This window comes from Streptococcus parapneumoniae (genome assembly GCF_037076355.1).
GTDB lineage: Bacteria > Bacillota > Bacilli > Lactobacillales > Streptococcaceae > Streptococcus > Streptococcus parapneumoniae.
The window spans coordinates 2203976-2222416 of the sequence record NZ_AP026968.1 but is presented as its reverse complement, the minus strand read 5'-3'; the positions used below and the strand labels follow the sequence as shown (position 1 = coordinate 2222416).

Annotated in this window: 10 protein-coding genes; all 10 read left to right on the top strand. The window is 39.4% G+C overall.

All coding sequences use genetic code 11. The annotated features are described in order from the left end of the window. Window position 1 precedes the first annotated feature (1 nt). On the top strand, window positions 2–223 hold the full coding sequence (locus SP4011_RS10905) for a hypothetical protein (protein ID WP_338618856.1): 222 nt from the start codon (window positions 2–4) through the stop codon (window positions 221–223). Window positions 224–287: 64 nt separating this feature from the next. Next, window positions 288–1064, top strand: coding sequence for a Fic family protein (locus SP4011_RS10900; protein ID WP_338618853.1), 777 nt, complete (start codon window positions 288–290; stop codon window positions 1062–1064). Window positions 1065–1459: 395 nt separating this feature from the next. Further along, a complete protein-coding gene (locus SP4011_RS10895; RefSeq protein WP_338618852.1) occupies window positions 1460–2782 on the top strand; it encodes an ISLre2 family transposase in 1323 nt (440 codons plus the stop codon). 1417 nt (window positions 2783–4199) lie between these two features. Continuing rightward, window positions 4200–5084 (top strand): SPFH domain-containing protein, encoded by an 885-nt coding sequence (locus tag SP4011_RS10890; RefSeq protein WP_004237018.1) that lies wholly within the window; start codon window positions 4200–4202, stop codon window positions 5082–5084. Window positions 5085–5286: 202 nt separating this feature from the next. Beyond that, a complete protein-coding gene (locus tag SP4011_RS10885) occupies window positions 5287–10227 on the top strand; it encodes a ZmpA/ZmpB/ZmpC family metallo-endopeptidase (RefSeq protein ID WP_338619323.1) in 4941 nt (1646 codons plus the stop codon). Between the two features lie 225 nt (window positions 10228–10452). Further along, a complete protein-coding gene (locus SP4011_RS10880; RefSeq protein ID WP_338619321.1) occupies window positions 10453–14241 on the top strand; it encodes a sugar-binding domain-containing protein in 3789 nt (1262 codons plus the stop codon). Between the two features lies 1 nt (window position 14242). Then, complete coding sequence (locus SP4011_RS10875) at window positions 14243–15931, top strand: alpha-L-fucosidase (RefSeq protein ID WP_338619319.1); 1689 nt, start codon at window positions 14243–14245, stop codon at window positions 15929–15931. 100 nt (window positions 15932–16031) lie between these two features. After that, window positions 16032–16922: an Rpn family recombination-promoting nuclease/putative transposase gene (locus SP4011_RS10870; RefSeq protein ID WP_138703865.1), complete on the top strand. Its 891-nt coding sequence runs from the start codon at window positions 16032–16034 to the stop codon at window positions 16920–16922. A gap of 236 nt (window positions 16923–17158) precedes the next feature. After that, the gene (locus tag SP4011_RS10865) at window positions 17159–17920 is read left to right on the top strand and encodes an IS110 family transposase (protein WP_173218789.1); all 762 of its coding nucleotides are present in this window, start codon (window positions 17159–17161) and stop codon (window positions 17918–17920) included. Beyond that, the gene (locus SP4011_RS11470; protein ID WP_119942462.1) at window positions 17883–18326 is read left to right on the top strand and encodes a transposase; all 444 of its coding nucleotides are present in this window, start codon (window positions 17883–17885) and stop codon (window positions 18324–18326) included. The genes SP4011_RS10865 and SP4011_RS11470 overlap by 38 nt, the downstream gene beginning before the upstream one ends. The last annotated feature ends 115 nt before the right edge of the window (window positions 18327–18441 follow it).

Below are 18441 nucleotides of genomic sequence, written 5' to 3'. Positions count from 1 at the left end.
TATGGCATTCACACCAAGAGAAAAAGAGATTTCGCAGATTATTGAAGCAACCCATCAACCTGAGCAGATTTCAGAGGTAGCCAATTTTGAAAGTTTTGAACGCAAAAAGCAATTCCAGTTTACATTGAAGCCAAGTAATCGGAAAAAGTTAGATCAAGTTGCAAAAGCAGCTGGTGCAAAGTCTGCATCAGATTATCTTGATAAATTAATCGAGAAACTATAGTTATAGATATATTTATAACTATAAATATATCTATAACTACAACTGCTTACTACAAGGAGAAATAATGGATTTAATTACAAGGCTCTTAGCAGAGAGAGAAGGGAAAGTACACGGTGGTATTTATGATATCACACAGAAACGCTTTGCTTATAACTCTAACCGAATTGAAGGAAGTCGTCTGACAGAAGAGCAGACTAGCTTAATTTATGAGACAAAGACAATCGCAAATATTGATGCAAAAGGAATCAAAATTGATGATTTGGTGGAAATGAATAATCATTTTAAATGTTTTGATTATATCTTAGATACCGTTAACGAGCCACTGACAGAGGACTATATTAAAACACTGCATCGTATTCTAAAAAGTGGAACAAGTTCTGAGCATAACCCGATAGCTCCAGTTGGTCGTTATAAAGTATTGCAAAATGAGGTAGGAAAAATTGCGACAGCTTCTGTTGAACAGACTGAAGATGAGATGCTTTCTTTACTGATTGGCTATGATTTGAAAAAACAAAAAGATTTGAATTACTTAACAAGCTTTCATGCACAATTTGAAAGGATTCATCCTTTTGCAGATGGCAATGGTCGAATAGGTCGATTGCTCTTGTATAAACAATGCTTAAAAGAAGGGCTTACCCCCTTTATTGTGGACGATACGAATAAGGCAACTTATTATTCAGCACTTGAAGCCTTTCAGGTTCATGATAACAGACAGCTATTATTTGATTATTTCCAATCGGAGCAACTTTTTTATACGAATTATCTTAAAAATAAAGGATTTGAAGGAGCTATCAATGATGAGAAAGAGGGGGACTTCATAAAAAAGTCAGATAAATTCTAAGAAAAGGTGCAACAGTTTAAGCTAAGAGAAGAAAGTCATCCCTTAAAAAAGTAATTATAATTATATTTACAAACATAAACATAATTGCAACTATAAATATAATTATAAAGTCTGTTATTTTTTGTTGTAAAATACTTCTATTAGTTGTGAGATGATGATTCTGACAACTGTCCTGAGCCTGGTTCTTATATCAGGCTTTTATTTTACCTTGAAATAGAAACAGTTGAACTTCTGATACTCAACTAAATCACTTTAGTATTTTTCAATAATAAATAGGGCGTTGATTTTAATTTAAAGAAACAGCCTATTTTATTCTTGGAACAAAAATAAATTTGATGACTTGTTTTAAAAATCATACAATTTTCATAAGAATTGAAAGGGAAATGAAAAATTGTATGAAACAATTTGATGAATTGAGATTTAGTAGTCAGGAACAAGAAAAGACAAAACAAAATTTTTTACAGCATATTGCACAGTATGATGAGTCGATAAGCTCCAGTATGAGATCAAAAGGATATCGTTGTAAAAATCAAGCTGAACGTACCGTAGCTTTTACATTTGGAGAAGTGACCTTTTCTAGAAAACGTTGGTATAAGAATGGTGAATGTAGAGTACCAGTTGATGAAATGTTAGGCTTAGAAAAAAATGTACGTCATTCACAGGAACTATTGTATCAAGCTGCGGTTCTAGCTACAAAACTACCCTATCGTCAGGTAGGAGAGACAATTGAGATGGTTTATAATGTAACTGTCACTAAAGATACCGTCAATAAGGTCGTCAAATTAGCCAATCAATTACTAGAAGAAAAGGATGATTATCGATTTTTTAAAGAAGAGAAGAAGATTGAAAAAATTAAAGCAGATATCATCTACATAGAGGGAGATGGTGTATATGTGAAAACATCTGAAGATGGTTCTGAAAAAAAGAATATGGATTTATCACATTTTGTAGTTCATACAGGCTCAAAACAGATTGGCCCAAATCGTTTTGAGCTAGAAAATAAAAAAGAGCTTATCCGATTGGATAATCGCTCAGCTCGTAGAGAATTGTTAGATTTATTGGAAAATGAATATGAAATTACAAATGAGACTGTACTAGTTACTAATTCTGACTGTGGCAAGGGCTATACTCCACATGTATTTACTGAAATTGCTAAATCATTTAATGTTAAGAGGCATGAGCATTTTTGGGACGAATATCACTTGAATAAAGAAATCAAAGAATTTACAAAGTCTTATCCGAGAGAGTTGAGAGAAGACTTATTTCAAGCTATTAGAGAGCATAATAAGAAATTATTAAGGCGTTCACTAGATACTATAGAATCTTTGGTTAGTAGTGAAGAAGGACAAGAAAAATTTGAATATTATTCGAGTAGATTAATTAGAAATTTTCAGTATACGAAACCAGCGGAGATGAGAGGACTTCCAAAGTCAGGTATTGGGATTATGGAGAGCCAGCATCGAAAAATAACTTATAGGATGAAGCATAGAGGAATGTATTGGACAAGTGAAGGTGGGATAGCCGTAGCGAATATGATATTGTTAGAGCGTGAAGGAAAATTAAGAGATTTATTTTTTGGAGAATGGAAGGAGGACTATGATAAGTATACGTCATTGGATCATATCAGTGCGGATAGTGTTCGACCTAAAAATGACTCTAAAGACTACAAACTTCCCCGTTTACATAAAAATATAGAAAAGATATTTAAGATGAAATAATTTAAGTGCTAATTTTAACGAAAACACAAATATAAATAAGCAAAAATTTCTAGTGAGATTTGGGCTTTTTTGGCGTGGAATAATTGACATTTATCCTGATTTTGGTATAATAGAGATATAAAAACAACGAAAAAAGGAGTTGGAAATGAGCCTCCAACTCCGCAGAGTAACACAAACCCAACTTGTATTACTCAGTCAACTAAAATGATAGCATAAGAAAAAATCATTGTCAAGGGCTGAGCATACAAAAATGTTTAGCCCTTTCGTGTATCTGCATATATTTATATGGAAATTTAGGATTTCTCAAAAATTACGACACATACTCAACCTCACTTAATGCTTGAAATATCTGGGCTTATATGCTAGAATGTTGTTAGTGTATAAGGTTCATTAGAACACCAAAGCCCCTAACTATTGCAGTAGTTAAGGGCTTTTTTGACGTATCTTAGCGATTTAACGGGTGTTGATAGGCTAGTCAGTCGGTCTACTTCTTACCATCTAGCCATTTGCAAACGAAATACAAGATAATTCCTGTGATGACGTCCGCTATAATAGTAAGAGCAAGCTCAGGTATAAGGCTCATTAGTTTCACCTCCTCTCACGAACCCATAGGAACGTAATCGGTAACCGATGACCAAAATAGTATACCACAATAAATTTAGACCATCAACCTTACTTAATGCTTGAAATATTAGGACTTATATGCTAGAATATAGTTAATTGATAAGGTTCATTAGAACACCAAAGCCCTTAACTATTGCCGTAGTTAAGGGCTTTTTTGACGTATCTTAGTGATTTAACGGGTGTTGATAGGCTAGTCACTCGGTCTACTCCTTACTATCTAGCCATCTGCAGACGAAATACAAGATAATTCCAGCTATAACATCCGCTATAATAGTAAGAGCGAGCTCTATGATAAGGCTCATTAGTTTCACCTCCTCTCACGAACCCATAGGAACGTAATCGGTAACCGATGACAAAAACAGTATACCACAATAAATTTAGATCATCAAGATTGCTTAATTCTTGAAGTATGGCAGCTTGTATATTAAAACTAACTTACATTGTGAGTAAAATTGCTATATATAACAACTCCCTTCATTAACTTGAGGGGTAAAACATTATATTAAAAACATTTGTCACAAACAGATTTACATTAGCTCAATATCTGTCTGTTTCCAGTTTGACTCTTATTTGTTTAAAGTCGAAATAAGGGTGGTCTAGAAAGAACTGGCATGGTGCACCTAATTTCTTACCAGTTATTTTAGCAAGAGATTAGACGATAATGTGACAATTCACCTCTAATTATTGACATTTCAGGAAAAATCGCAGTAAAAACTGCACAGCCTTCTTTAAATGTGCTATAATACAGAAAAAAATAATGATGGAGGTCGTCGCGATGATAACAACATTTTTGATGATTTTTGTGGTGGTTTGTGTGCTCCTATTGCTGATAGTCACACTGAGTACAGTTTATGTGGTTCGTCAGCAGTCTGTGGCAATTATTGAACGCTTTGGGAAATACCAAAAGGTTGCCAATAGCGGTATTCATATTCGCTTGCCTTTTGGGATTGACTCGATTGCAGCTCGGATTCAGTTGCGCTTGTTGCAAAGTGATATTGTGGTTGAGACTAAGACCAAGGACAATGTGTTCGTTATGATGAATGTAGCGACCCAGTACCGTGTCAACGAGCAGAGCGTGACAGATGCCTACTATAAACTTATGCGTCCAGAATCTCAGATTAAATCTTATATCGAAGACGCTCTTCGCTCTTCTGTTCCAAAATTAACCTTGGATGAATTATTTGAGAAAAAAGATGAGATTGCCCTTGAGGTTCAACACCAAGTAGCAGAAGAAATGACTACTTACGGCTACATTATTGTGAAAACCTTGATTACCAAGGTCGAACCTGATGCAGAAGTTAAGCAATCCATGAATGAAATCAATGCGGCGCAACGCAAACGGGTCGCAGCGCAAGAATTGGCAGAAGCCGATAAGATTAAAATTGTCACTGCAGCTGAAGCCGAAGCAGAAAAGGATCGCCTTCATGGTGTGGGGATTGCCCAACAACGTAAGGCCATTGTGGATGGATTGGCAGAGTCTATCACAGAACTCAAGGAAGCCAATGTTGGCATGACAGAAGAACAAATCATGTCAATCCTCTTGACCAACCAGTATTTGGATACCTTGAACACCTTTGCCTCTAAAGGAAATCAAACTATCTTTTTACCAAATACGCCAAATGGTGTAGATGATATCCGCACACAAATCTTGTCAGCCCTTCGTGCTGAGAAGAAATAATAGACTAAAGAGCTTGGCAACAGGCTCTTTTTGCATTGCGCTTGTTAAGAAAAACAAAGAACATTGATATACATTTAACTAAAAATTATTGTATATTGTCTACTTTAATTAGGAATGATAAGAGAATAACTAGAAAGATTTGTGAATACAGACTATTTCTGATATACTAAATATACAGTAATAATGAATGATGGGAGATGAGATGAAAGAATTTCAATTTGAGAGAAAGCAGCGTTTTTCTTTGAGGAAATATGCAATAGGAGCTTGTTCAGTCTTGCTAGGAACGAGTTTATTTTTTGCTGGTATGGGGGCTCAACCCGTACAGGCTACAGAAACGAGTTCAGCACTAATTTCAAGTCATTATTTGGATGAGAAGGATTTATCTGAAAAGCTGAAATCTGAGTTGCAATGGTTTGAAGAAAATAAGATTGAGGTAAAAGAGGGAAAAGAATACTATTTTGTCTATCGAAAATTGGCTACAAGATTACCAGAAACAGGTCTGTTTTCTAATGATGGGATGTTTATCTTGGGGGCAGGATTATTATTGCTTTCCTTCACTTTAATCAAGAGAAAAAAGGGAGCGTCTTACTTCCTTGTGACCGTCTTTGCTGTTGGTGGATGGGGAGTATCCATCTCTGCTATTGAAAATCTGGTAGAATTGCAACCAGCCCTTGTTAAGAGAGTAGAAGGTCAGTTTCTACCAAGTCCTGAAAGAGTTCAAGGATATGAATTTACGGGATATTATTTGGTAAGAGATAGTGCTAGCAAGGAACTTTCTGTTGATAAGGTAGAGTCGCCAGCATTATCTCAAAAGGAGGACAGTTCAGAAACTCAATCTAAGAAGATTGTACCACAGACTGCATCTCATTTTAGCTCGATTGAAGACCTTGTGCAATCTCCTCAACCATCCTACGCAGTTGAGAAAATTGTTGAAGCTCCTGTAAGCAAACAAGCTCCTGATGAAATTTTGCCCATAGGGACTAAGGAAGAAGTTGCAGGAAATCCCCAAGTAGAACAACCAAAAGCAGAAAATAATAGTGATTATAAAACAAGTCCTGAGGAAGGTGTGTTAAATGCCACAGTAGAGAAACCAGAATTGCTAGTCACTACAGAGGAGGTTGCTTTCCAAACGATAGAACAAGAAGATGCAACCTTAGCTAAAGGGCAAACTAAAGTTGTTCAAGAAGGTGTTGTTGGTGAACGCACCATCTATACGGAAGTCACTATCGTTAATGGGGAAAAATCTAGTAAAGTTATAGAAAATATAATTACAAAAGAGCCGGTGGACAAGGTGATTGCAGTTGGGACTAAGGAAGAAGTTGCACCAAAACCAACACAACCTGTAACTCCAGAGCCAGAGGAAGTTAAACCAGTTCAACCTGAAAAAATTGAGAAAAAACCAATAGTAGAGAATGAAACAAAGAAAAAACCAGCTGATGGAATAGGACAACCAAGACCAGGAGCAGAAGAAACGCCGGGTACAGAAGCAACACCAGGCGAGAAACAAACACCTGACAAACCCGAAGCCGAGCCGAAGCAACCAGATCCAGCAATCTCAGCCATGGAATCAGGGGGCGAGGAGAATCAAACTCTTGCCCAACAAGGTACTGAGTCCCAGCCACCATCTAAAGAAACTGCTGAGACCAAAGATTCTGAACCAGCAACCCCAGCTGTGGAATCAGGACGCGAAGAAGATCAATCTCCTGCGGAACAAAAGGGTGAGGAGAACCAGCTGGAGAATCCAGTTGAGGGGGTCAAAGATGTTGGTGAGTCTGCCCCACAAGAAACCCAAAAACAACCAGAACAAACGGCTCCATCTCCAGAGGTCAACCCAAGTCCAGTAAACGAACCAGAACCAGCTGTTCAGCCTGAACCCTTAGCTCCCCAAGAGCAACCAACTGTCCCAAGTCCAGTAACGAAAGAAACAGTATTAGAGTATAAAACAACATATAAAGCTTCACCAGCTTTAAATTACAAAGAGCAACAAGTAGAAGTAGCAGGTGAAAATGGTAAGGAAGTGACAACTACTTCTTACAGTTTTGATGGAAGTACTGGGAAAATAGTAGAAAACACTTCAACAAAAATAGAGAAACAACCGGTGGATAGAATTGTTAAGATTGGGAATGTAGAAGAAACAAGATCAACAGTCAAAAGAGGTGAACAGTTTGTCGCGGATGAGTCACTTGATAAAGGGGTTAAAGTAGTTAGAGAACAAGGTCAAGATGAAGAAACGACAACAATAAAAGTTTACAAAGTAAATGAACAAACAGGAGACTTGACTGAGCCAGATGTAACGACAAAAGTCGCTAAGCCAATGCAAGCGAAAATAACGGCAGTAGGAACAAAACCAACAGTTCAATCACAAGAAATTCCTTTTAAGACAGTTTATGAAGCAAATCCAGCGTTAGATTACAATCAGAAAATAGAAGAAACATCAGGGGAAAACGGTCGTACAGTAACAACTACAAAATACACATTAAATCAAGAAACAGGAGCTATCTCAGAAGCAACTACAACAGAAAACACTCCAGCTAAAGACAAAATAGTAAAAGTTGGAAATGTAGAAAAGATAGTGTCACCTATAGAAATCACTGAGTTGAGAAAAGATAACCTTGAACTTCCAAAAGGAAAAGAAGTAGTTGAATATGCAGGAGAGCAAGGGGAAACAACCGTCACTAAAACTTATGAAGTTAATCCGGAGACAGGAGAGTTATCAAATCCAGTAGAGAAGACTGAGACAACTAAAGCTATGCGCCAAAAAGTAATCTTGGTTGGTACTAAAGAAGACAAACCACATCTGTTGCCAGAAAATAGCGAGTTAGAAAATGCAGTGGATGTGACGGAAGCTAGTAGAGAAATGAAGTCTGTAGACTTCTTAACAGATGAAAACTTTAAAGCACAACTAACTCCGCCTGCTTTAGAAATAGAGCGTGATTTTTATAAAAAACGCAGTGAGTTGAAAAAAACGCAGCCGCAGATAAAGGATGATGAAGTAAGAGAAATTCTACGAAAAGAATATCTTGAAAAATTATCGATTAAAGAAACACTCGATGCGACTAAAACCGATTTAGAAGCTAGTTTGAAAAAAGTTGCGGCGCACACCTTGAGTATTTTAGGTGACAATCAACAAAATAGAGAAAAAGTAAAAGGTGACATTGAAGCTAATAAAGAGAAAATATTACTAGGGTTATCCTATATCAATCGTTTTTACAATATTGATTTTGGAGATACCAATATCCGTGATATTCTAGCTTATAATCCAAGCTCGTTCGGTAAAAAAGACCTTACTTCTTTAGATTGGTTAACACACCTTGGGTCTATGAGTTATGATGAATTAAGATTAACCAATAGTCCAAAAACATTTGAGAAATACTTTAGAAAAATTACAGATAAACCAACATTATTAGAGTTCCTAGATTACAACAGAACTACATTCACTAATATGGATGGGGATACGTGGTTGAAGAAGGCGACTAAAGCTATCGTAGTTGAAAAAGCTTCGAAAGAAAAAACTGATGAAAAAGTAGACTTATATACAAAATTAACTACTCCTCCTGAGAAATATGGAGCTGAAAATCTTCAAATTGAAAGTAGAAGACAACAAAATGTAGCTACATTATTAGGTTTGGTAAATATTAAAGAACCAAGCGTGTATGCTATAACTAACATAGCGACGGTAACCTACGGAAACATCGGAACGTATATGGATACTTCTTTAGAGAAAACGAATCCAGTTAAGTATAAAGAAGAATTAGAAAAAGTTAAAGCATTGATAGAATTAACTGCGACAAGACAGGCTAATTATGTTGACACTTTATACAGAATAACAAAAGAAGAAAATCGTCCGAAACTAATTACAAATAGAGTAATTGTAGATACGATGAAAAAATATACGACGGATACGTCTGCTGGAATAGCGACAACATGGTCTAAAGAATCAGGATCAACAGCAGATAAAGGGGTTAAAGACTTTATGACACCTCTAGGACTATATTCACCATCGCAAAATGTAGGTGCAGAAGCCAATGGAGTGGGTGTCCGTTACTTTATAGATAGAGTTCTGGATGATAGGGGTTCAGCGACTTATTCTCATGAAATGACGCACTTACTAGATAGAACGGTCTTGTTTAATAATCATGGTCGTCGAGATGGTACAGCTGCGGAGTTTTATGCTAGAGGAATCTTCGAGAATTCATACACACCAGAGACAGATACATATTTCAACTTAAACTTCGTTTACGATGAAAGTAAGAAAAATGGCTTTTACAACAAAACACCAGATAGATTCAAAACAGCTGCAGATTTGAAATCTTATATGCATGGAAGTTTTGATGTGTTATATAGTTTAGATTATTTAGAAGCGGAAGCAACAAAACAACTTACAGCAGAAGATAAAACTAAATATTTCAAAAAAATAACACCAATTGCGTCGACAGGAACTAGAGCGACAGTAACATATAAAAATCCAGCGGTTAAAGCTACGCATAACAGTGAAAAAATCTCAGAAATTACACTAGATGAAGCGAGAGATCTATCGGATATCAATAGTCTGATTGACAATAATATTTTAGTTAATCGTTATATCATAAATGGATTTTATGCAACAGGTGATGTAAAAGCTAATGGGTATTATTTAGTGGATATGTTTGATACCATTTATGGTGTTAGTCAAAATGACTCTGGTATGAGTGGGGATATCACCTTTAGAAAACAAGCTTTTGAACTTATGGGAGCTTTGGGCTATTATGAAGGATTTGTTCCTTATGTGTCAAATCAATACAAAAACCAAGCTGAAGAAGAAGGCAAACCGCTATCTGATAAATATATTTTCGATAACATTTTAGGAAAATCTTACGCAGCTTTCAAAAAAGAGCAAATAACTGAGCGTGTTGAGAAATTAGGTAAGTTAAAACCAATTACTATAAATTACAACGGAAAAGAAGAAGTGATTGATAGTAAAGAAAAATTACAAGAGCTTATGAATAAAGCTGTTTTAGCTGAACTAGCCCAGATAAAAGCAGGAAACACAACGGCTAAAAAGTTTAAATTTATCGAAACACCCGTTCAAAAACTGAAAAAAGCGATTTATAAAGCTTATCTCAAAGATTCAGATGACTTTAGACAATCGATTTACAATAGTTAAGACAAAAGGGACATCTCTCTGGAATGAACATTCAGAGAGGTGTTTTTTTGCGCTCTTGTAAGGTTTGACTTTATTAGTTTGCTTGAATATGGAGTGATTTTCAGACTTTTCCACAAATTATAGAATCTTTTCTGAGTATTTAGGGAGTGATAGAGGAAGTCTTGAAAGCGCTTTTGTTTTGTGCTATAGTCAAGTAAATCGAGTCGTTTAAAGAGGAATGCTTGTATGAGAAGAGAAGAAGTTTTACGAAATCACTGGTTTTTTAGCCAAGAGATGGGGAAGGAAGAGGCCTTGGCACCGGATTTTCAGAGGGGAAATTGGCAGGCCATTCAAGTGCCACATGACTGGAGTATTTACAATGATTTTGACCATTATTCGCCAGCGCAAAATGAGGGTGGTCAGTTAAATGGGGGTCAGGCTTGGTACCGGACGCAGTTTTACTTGGAAGAAGATGCCAGTCTTGTATCGGTGCGTTTGTTGTTTGACGGGGTTTACATGAATGCCCAAGTCTATATTAACGGGCAAGTGCTGGGCTATTATCCCAATGGCTATACACCCTTTTCTTATGATATCACCTCTTATCTAAGAAACGATGGGACAGCCAACCAGCTTGCGGTTTTTGTGGAAAATAAGCAACCTAGCAGTCGTTGGTATTCGGGCAGTGGTGTTTACCGAGAAGTAAAATTATTGATTAGAGATTTGGTGCATCTGGATTTATATGGGATTAAGATAGAAAGTCCCAAGCTCAAGGAGCAAAGAGATGGATGGGTGGAAACTCAGCTTGAAAGTAAAGTTTCAAATGATGGGCCTCAGTCTGTGTCGGTATATTTAGAACAGAGTATCTGGTATGATGGACAACAGCTGTCAGACTGGCAGGCGACAGACTCTCTAGTGATTGAGTCTGGGGACAAATATTCTTTCCAACAAGCCATATCAATTTTCCAACCTTTGCTTTGGGATATTGACCATCCTCATCTCTATCAGTTGAAGACTCGCCTTTATAAAAATGGCATTTTGGTTGATGAAGAAGAGGAGAGCTTTGGTTACCGCTATATAGATTGGCAAGCGGATAAGGGCTTCTTTCTAAATGGTCGCTGGTTGAAGATTCATGGAGTTTGTCTGCACCATGACTATGGATCTCTGGGAGCTGTGGAAAACAGGTCAGCTGCCGAGAGACGATTGCGCCAGATGAAGGAAATGGGCGTCAATGCGATTCGAATCACCCATAATCCAGCTAGTAGTATCTTGCTAGATGTGGCTGCTAAAATGGGGCTACTTATTCAAGAAGAAGCATTTGATACCTGGTATGGAGGCAAGAAAGAATATGACTATGGTCGCTTTTTTGAGGAAGAAGCGACTCATCCAGAAGCGAAAGCAGGCGATTTCTGGTCAGATTACGACTTGCGCACTATGATTGAGCGTGGCAAGAACAATCCAGCGATTTTTATGTGGTCCTTGGGAAATGAAGTCAGCGAAGCAAATGGCGATGCCCATTCATTGAAAACTATTAAACGCTTGCTGGAAAGGGTCAATGAGATTGATGATAGCCGTTTTGTGACCATGGGAATGGACCAGTTCCGCTTTGGAGATGGTTCTGGAGGTCATGAAAAGATTGCTGATTTGCTGGATGTGGTAGGCTTGAATTACTCGGAAGATAATATTGATAGGATTCGTAAAAGACATCCCAAGTGGCGACTTTACGGGTCTGAAACCTCATCGGCTACCCGAACGCGTGATAGCTATTTTCGCCCAGCTAAGGAATGGGTTGGGGATAATCGCCACGTGCGGAATTTTGAACAGTCAGACTATGGCAATGATCGGGTTCCTTGGGGGAAGACGGCGACGGCTTCTTGGATAGCAGATAGAAATCGGCTAGACTATGCGGGTCAGTTTATCTGGACAGGAGTGGACTATATAGGTGAGCCGACTCCTTGGCACAATCAAAATGACACGCCTGTAAAGAGTTCCTATTTTGGGATCGTGGATACGGCAGGGATTCCTAAAAATGACTATTATCTTTACCAAAGTCAGTGGGTGGACCTAGATCAGCAGCCTATGGTTCATATCTTACCTCACTGGAATTGGGAAATCCACAAGAGTTATCAACAAGTTGTGGATAAGTATGGGGATATCCCTGTTCGAGTCTATTCAAATGCTGGTTCAGTAGAGCTATTTCTCAATGGGAAATCCCAAGGCAGAAAGACTTTTCAGGAAAAATGGACTTCAGGCGGTAGAAAATACCAAGAGGGAGAAGGTTCTGGCCAACTCTATCTTGAATGGCGTTTGGCTTATCAACCGGGAGAATTGCGTGCTGTAGCTTATGACCGTCAAGGTCAGCTTGTGGCAGAAGATAGGGTGGTGACTGCAGGTAAGCCTGCTAAGATTGGGTTACATGCCGAGAAATCACAACTGGAGCCAGATGGGCAAGACCTCCTCTATCTCTATTTTGATGTATTGGACAAGAATGGAAATTGGGTTCCGACTGCTTCCAATCAGCTTCATTTTAAAATTGAAGGCCCTGCTCGTATTGTGGGTGTGGATAATGGAAGGCAGGCCAGTCATGAACGTTACAAGGCTCAGAAAAATGGTCGGTTTAAGCGGAAAGCCTTTCATGGCAGAGGTGTCCTCTTAGTTCAGAGCTTGGAGCAGGCAGGTCTAGTCAGAGTAAAGGCCAGTGCCAGAGGGCTAGAGCCAGCAAGTTTTGATCTCTTAGTGGGAGAGGCTTTGGCTACCCAACCAGTGAAAAATAAGCGCTTGTTTGAGATTCGAGTGAACAAGCAGGCAGAATTACAAGAAGGGGATTCCCCAGCCATTGGACTTTATCCACAAACTGTGGATAACCCTGTGAACAAGGTGGGGAATAGTGAAGTGATTTGGGAGATGAGTGGCAGTGCCCACGCCATTATCAAGCAGGGAGTGCTTCATTGCTTGTCTGCAGGGGACTTGGTTATCCGAGCCATGTATCAAGGGAAAACCTATCAACTGCATTTGCAGGTAGCAGAAAATACCTCGCTAGGGCAGGCAGTGTCTGTACGACCACTTCGCTTGTATACAGCTAAGGGGACTTATCCACAGCTTCCGTCCTCGGTCTTGGTGGACTATGAGTCAGGCGGTGTAAAACGAGTCAAGGTTGTCTGGGAGAAAATTCCTAAAGAAGCTTTGGAAAGCTTTCATGAATTTACGGTATCTGGCCAGCTAGAAGGTCTGGATTTAAAGGCTTCGGCTCAGGTTTGTGTTCAAGGGATTTACGCTATTGAGCCTGAAAGGGTCTGGACGCTTGTCAAGGAAGCTCCACACTTACCAGACCGAGTCAAGCTAGTCTTATCAGATGGTAGACGAGATACGGCCAAGGTGACTTGGGATGAGCTTGATTCTCAAGTCTATGCTCAGGTAGGAGAATGCGTTCTCACAGGACAGGTAGCGGGCTGTGAGTTGCCAGCAACAGTCACCATTCATGTGACAGGTGCCAGTGTAGATGGGGAAGTTATTTCCAATCAATGGACAGGGTCTAACCTGCCTCTGGTCTTTGCTTCCCATTCAGAGCCGAATCACCCAGCCTCATATCTCAATGACAAGGTTATTACTCGGAAGAAATCGACAGCCAATACTTGGATTGCCAAGTCAGAGCAAGCTAGTGTCGGCATTCTTTTTGGAGATGCAGGGATTTTAAAACCACGATTTGTGGATAACCTGACCTTGTATTATGTTGAGAATCAAGAATATGTGGCTGTTGAGCCGGCCTTTATTGATTATTATGTGGGGAATGAACCTAGCTTGCCTCGGACTCCCAACCATTTGGATAAGGATTCCCTGCTCAAGCAAGAGGAGAATTGGCGCCCTGTATCAGCTATCCGAAAAGTGTCAAGCGACAAGGATGAGGAGCTTCGTTTTGAATTTGACAAGGTAGAGACTTATGCCCTTCGTCTTCGATTTGAAGGCTTGACCAGTCCCCTAGCGTTAACAGAATTGCAAGTACATGCCAAAAAAGTAAAGAAAAATGTAGATAGGAAGTAGTATGGTAAGAGAAATAAAACCGCATGGGCCCTTGCCTAGTTCGACCCAGCTAGCTTATTTAGAGGATGAACTAGCAGCCTTTATCCATTTTGGCCCCAATACCTTTTATGACCAGGAATGGGGGACAGGTCAGGAGAATCCTGCACGCTTTAACCCGACAAGGTTAGACGCACGTGAGTGGGTTCGCGTGCTCAAGGAAACGGGCTTCAAAAAGTTGATTTTGGTGGTCAAGCACCATGATGGCTTTGTCCTTTATCCGACAGCTCACACAGATTATTCGGTCAAGGCCAGCCCTTGGAGGAATGGAGAGGGGGACTTGCTCCTTGAAGTATCCCAAGCTGCCACAGAGTTTGATATGGATATGGGGGTCTACCTATCGCCGTGGGATGCTCATAGTCCCCTCTATCATGTGGACCGAGAAGCAGACTATAATGCCTATTATCTGGCTCAGCTGCAGGAAATCTTATCTAATCCTGCTTATGGTAATGCAGGAAAATTTGCTGAGGTCTGGATGGATGGAGCTAGAGGAGAGGGCGCTCAAAAGGTCAATTATGAATTTGAAAAATGGTTTGAAACCATTCGTGAACTGCAGGGAGATTGCTTAATTTTTTCAACAGAAGATACCAGTATACGCTGGATTGGCAATGAACGAGGGTATGCAGGTGATCCCCTGTGGCAAAAGGTGAATCCTAATAAACTAGGAACAGAAGCAGAGCTGGACTATCTTCAGCACGGAGATCCCTCGGGCACGATTTTTTCAATTGGTGAGGCAGATGTTTCCATTCGACCGGGCTGGTTTTACCATGAAGAGCAGGATCCTAAGTCACTTGAGGAGTTGGTCGAAATCTACTTTCACTCGGTGGGTCGGGGAACTCCACTCTTGCTTAATATTCCGCCGAATCAAGATGGGCTCTTTGATGCAAAGGATATTGAACGTCTCTATGAATTTGCGGCCTATCGCAATGAGCTCTATAAAGAAGATTTGGCTCTGGGATCTGAGGTATCTGGTCCAGCTCTTTCCACAGACTTTGCCTGTCACCATTTGACAGATGGCCTTAGGACCAGCTCTTGGGCAAGCGACGTAGGCTTGCCAATCCAGTTAGAACTTGAGTTAGGGTCACCTCAAACTTTTGATGTAATTGAGTTAAGAGAAGATTTGAAGTTAGGGCAACGAATCGCTGCTTTTCATGTGCAAGTAGAGGTGGACGGCGTCTGGCAAGAGTTTGCCAGGGGCTTCACAGTTGGTCATAAGCGCCTCTTGCGAGGTCCACTAGTAGAGGCACAGAAGGTGCGCGTGATGATTACAGAGTCACAGGATTTACCTGTATTGACTAAGATTTCCCTCTATAAAACTCCTGGATTATCAAAAAAAGAAGTTGTTCAGGAACTAGCATTTGCAGAAAAAAGTTTAACTGTGACAAAGGGAGAGGCTCTTCATTTTAGGATTGAACGTAGCGAAAGTGGCTCCTCTTTAGAGGCTAAGATTTCGATTCAACCGGGGACAGGTGTGCATGGTGTCGCCTATCAGGATGAGATTCAAGTCCTTCAATTCCAAGCAGGGGAAAGAAAAAAAGATTTGTGCCTACCAACCCTGTATTTTGCTGCCGATAGGACTTTAGATTTCTATCTAAATCTGACTGTTGATGGACAACTGATTGATCAAGCTCATATTTTAGTTGAAACGAGATAAAATATCTTCACAATTCATTTCCTTTTCGAATAAATAGATAGAACCATCGAATCTAGCAAAATTAGATTTAAAAATATGGTATAATAGAAGGAGGAAATGGATGACTTTAAGACATCCGGGCATTAGCCCGACCAATGATTTGGTTGCTAAGAAAATCTTTAGCAACCCAGAAATCACTTGTCAGTTTATCCGCGATATGTTGGACTTGCCTGCCAAAAATGTAACCATTTTGGAGGGGAGCAATATTCATGTACTACCTTCCCTGCCTTATTCAGCCCAAGATTTCTACACTAGCATAGATGTCTTGGCGGAGTTGGATAATGGTACGCAAGTTATTATTGAGATTCAGGTTCATCATCAGAATTTTTTCATCAATCGCCTATGGGCTTACCTATGTAGTCAGGTTAATCAAAACCTAGAAAAAATTCGCCAACGAGAAGATGATACACACCAGAGTTACAAGCATATCGCACCAGTATACGCTATCGCAATCGTGGACAGCAATTACTTTTCAGATGATTTGGCCTTCCACAGTTTCAGCATGCGAGAGGACACGACAGGTGAGGTCTTAACCATCACAAACAATGGACAAGAAAACCATCTAGTCAAGATGGCATTCTTGGAACTAAAAAAATACAGAGAAACCAGCAAAGACAAGGTTCGTAAACCATGGTTGGAGTTTTTCGGGAATAAGCCCTTTACCCAGCAACCCGAGCGAGCCATCAGCCAAGCAGACCAACTGCTAGACTACAAGAGCTGGTCCGAGGAGGACAGGAAGATGTTTAGCCAACTACGTATGCGAGAAGAACAGGCCTTGTTAGCGCAGGACTATGCCTTGGAAACAGCTAGAGCGGAAGGCATTGAAGAGGGATTAAAAGTAGGTCTAGTAAATCTCGTTCGCCAAGGTCTGCTGCTATCTGAGGTTGCCAGTCAGCAGTTGGGTATGACTGTGGCTGAGTTTGAGGCGCTATTGAAAGACCATCACAAATAAGGACTAAAAAAACTCTAAGCAGGCAGAGCCTGCTAACTCATGACAGAAAAAGAAGTTTAGCTTATAATGAAGATGAACAATACAAATCCGTGGTGTCTAATAGGGCTTTTCCTAGCCTGTTAAAAAAACTGGATGAACAAGAGTCATGAGATAACTCGAATATGCCTTGAGCATAAAAATATCTTACTAGTAGCCTCTTGTTCTATTGTTCAAATAGTTAACAGGAGGTTTTTATAATGGAAGTCATGATTGAAACGTGTTGTGGTATTGATGTCCACCAAAAATCTATTGTTTGTTGTATTCTAGATGATCCACTAGATACTAATAAGCCAAAGAAAATTCAGAAGAAATTTGGGACAACTACTGTAGCTCTTCACAATGCCTTAGATTGGTTGGTGGAAAACCATGTCACACATGTCTTTTTTGAAAGTACTGGGCAATATTGGCTCCCTCTCTTTAATATCTTTTCAGATTCTAATCTCGTCTTGGTACTTGCTAATCCTCAACATATCAAGAATGTGCCTGGTCGAAAAACAGACATGAAAGATGCCGAATGGATTGCTCAACTCGGCCGTTGCGGACTAATTGAACCTTCCTATATCCCTGCTCCTGAAGTAGTACAGCTTCGTTTACTGACACGTCGCATGCGTTCTTACAAGCAGCGTCAAACTCAAGTCAAAAATGAAATTCACAATCTCTTACAACGGGCTAATATCAAGCTAACAAGTTATCTTTCTGATATTTTTTCTAAGACAGGGCGATCACTTTTAAAATTATTTATTAACGGAGAAAGCATTACTGTAGAATCTGTTATCCCTTGTATCCAAAAGCGAGTGAAAGCAAGTCCAGAAGAACTTGTTGAAGCGATGGAAGGAAAGTTGTCACTAGAAGATCGCTTCCTCTTAGACCAGAGCTTAGAGGAATATCAGATGTATCAGGAACTCATTGAAAAATTGACCGATGAGATTCAACACTACATCGAAAAGGAGTTTCCCTGAGGAAAATAGGATACTTCAAACCATTCCTGGTGTGAATGAAAACTGTGCTGCCACTATTCTAGCTGAGATTGGACTAACTGTTACAGCCTTTCCATCCGATGCACACTTAGCATCCTGGGCTGGACTATGCCCAGGATCTTATGAGAGTGCTGGCATTAAAAAATCCTCACACATTACGCAAGGAAATCGATATATCAAACAGGCTCTGACCATGTCGGGATTAATTGTAGCACATTCTAAGGATCCAGCTTTTTCTTCTTTTTACAATCGAATTTCCCAAAGAGGAAGCAAGATGAAGGCGATTATTGCTTGTGCTCATAAGATTCTCAGAATCATTTACAAACTACTCTCCACCAAACAGACTTATCAAAAAGAAAAGGCGATAGGACTGAGGAAACAGTTCTAACGCTAAAACTAAAAAAATTCAATTACAGTATAGCACAGGAAGTGATTTTTTACTGTCTTTTTTCAAATAAAAATTTAGCATTTTGCTGTTCAAATTTGCGAAAATAGTATATAAT

Bases quoted from the DNA above. Each gene is read 5' to 3' on its own strand.
- SP4011_RS10905 (WP_338618856.1), top strand. From the start codon at position 2: ATGGCATTCACACCAAGAGAAAAAGAGATTTCGCAGATTATTGAAGCA.
- SP4011_RS10900 (WP_338618853.1), top strand. From the start codon at position 288: ATGGATTTAATTACAAGGCTCTTAGCAGAGAGAGAAGGGAAAGTACAC.
- SP4011_RS10895 (WP_338618852.1), top strand. From the start codon at position 1,460: ATGAAACAATTTGATGAATTGAGATTTAGTAGTCAGGAACAAGAAAAG.
- SP4011_RS10890 (WP_004237018.1), top strand. From the start codon at position 4,200: ATGATTTTTGTGGTGGTTTGTGTGCTCCTATTGCTGATAGTCACACTG.
- SP4011_RS10885 (WP_338619323.1), top strand. From the start codon at position 5,287: ATGAAAGAATTTCAATTTGAGAGAAAGCAGCGTTTTTCTTTGAGGAAA.
- SP4011_RS10880 (WP_338619321.1), top strand. From the start codon at position 10,453: ATGAGAAGAGAAGAAGTTTTACGAAATCACTGGTTTTTTAGCCAAGAG.
- SP4011_RS10875 (WP_338619319.1), top strand. From the start codon at position 14,243: ATGGTAAGAGAAATAAAACCGCATGGGCCCTTGCCTAGTTCGACCCAG.
- SP4011_RS10870 (WP_138703865.1), top strand. From the start codon at position 16,032: ATGACTTTAAGACATCCGGGCATTAGCCCGACCAATGATTTGGTTGCT.
- SP4011_RS10865 (WP_173218789.1), top strand. From the start codon at position 17,159: ATGGAAGTCATGATTGAAACGTGTTGTGGTATTGATGTCCACCAAAAA.
- SP4011_RS11470 (WP_119942462.1), top strand. From the start codon at position 17,883: ATGAGATTCAACACTACATCGAAAAGGAGTTTCCCTGAGGAAAATAGG.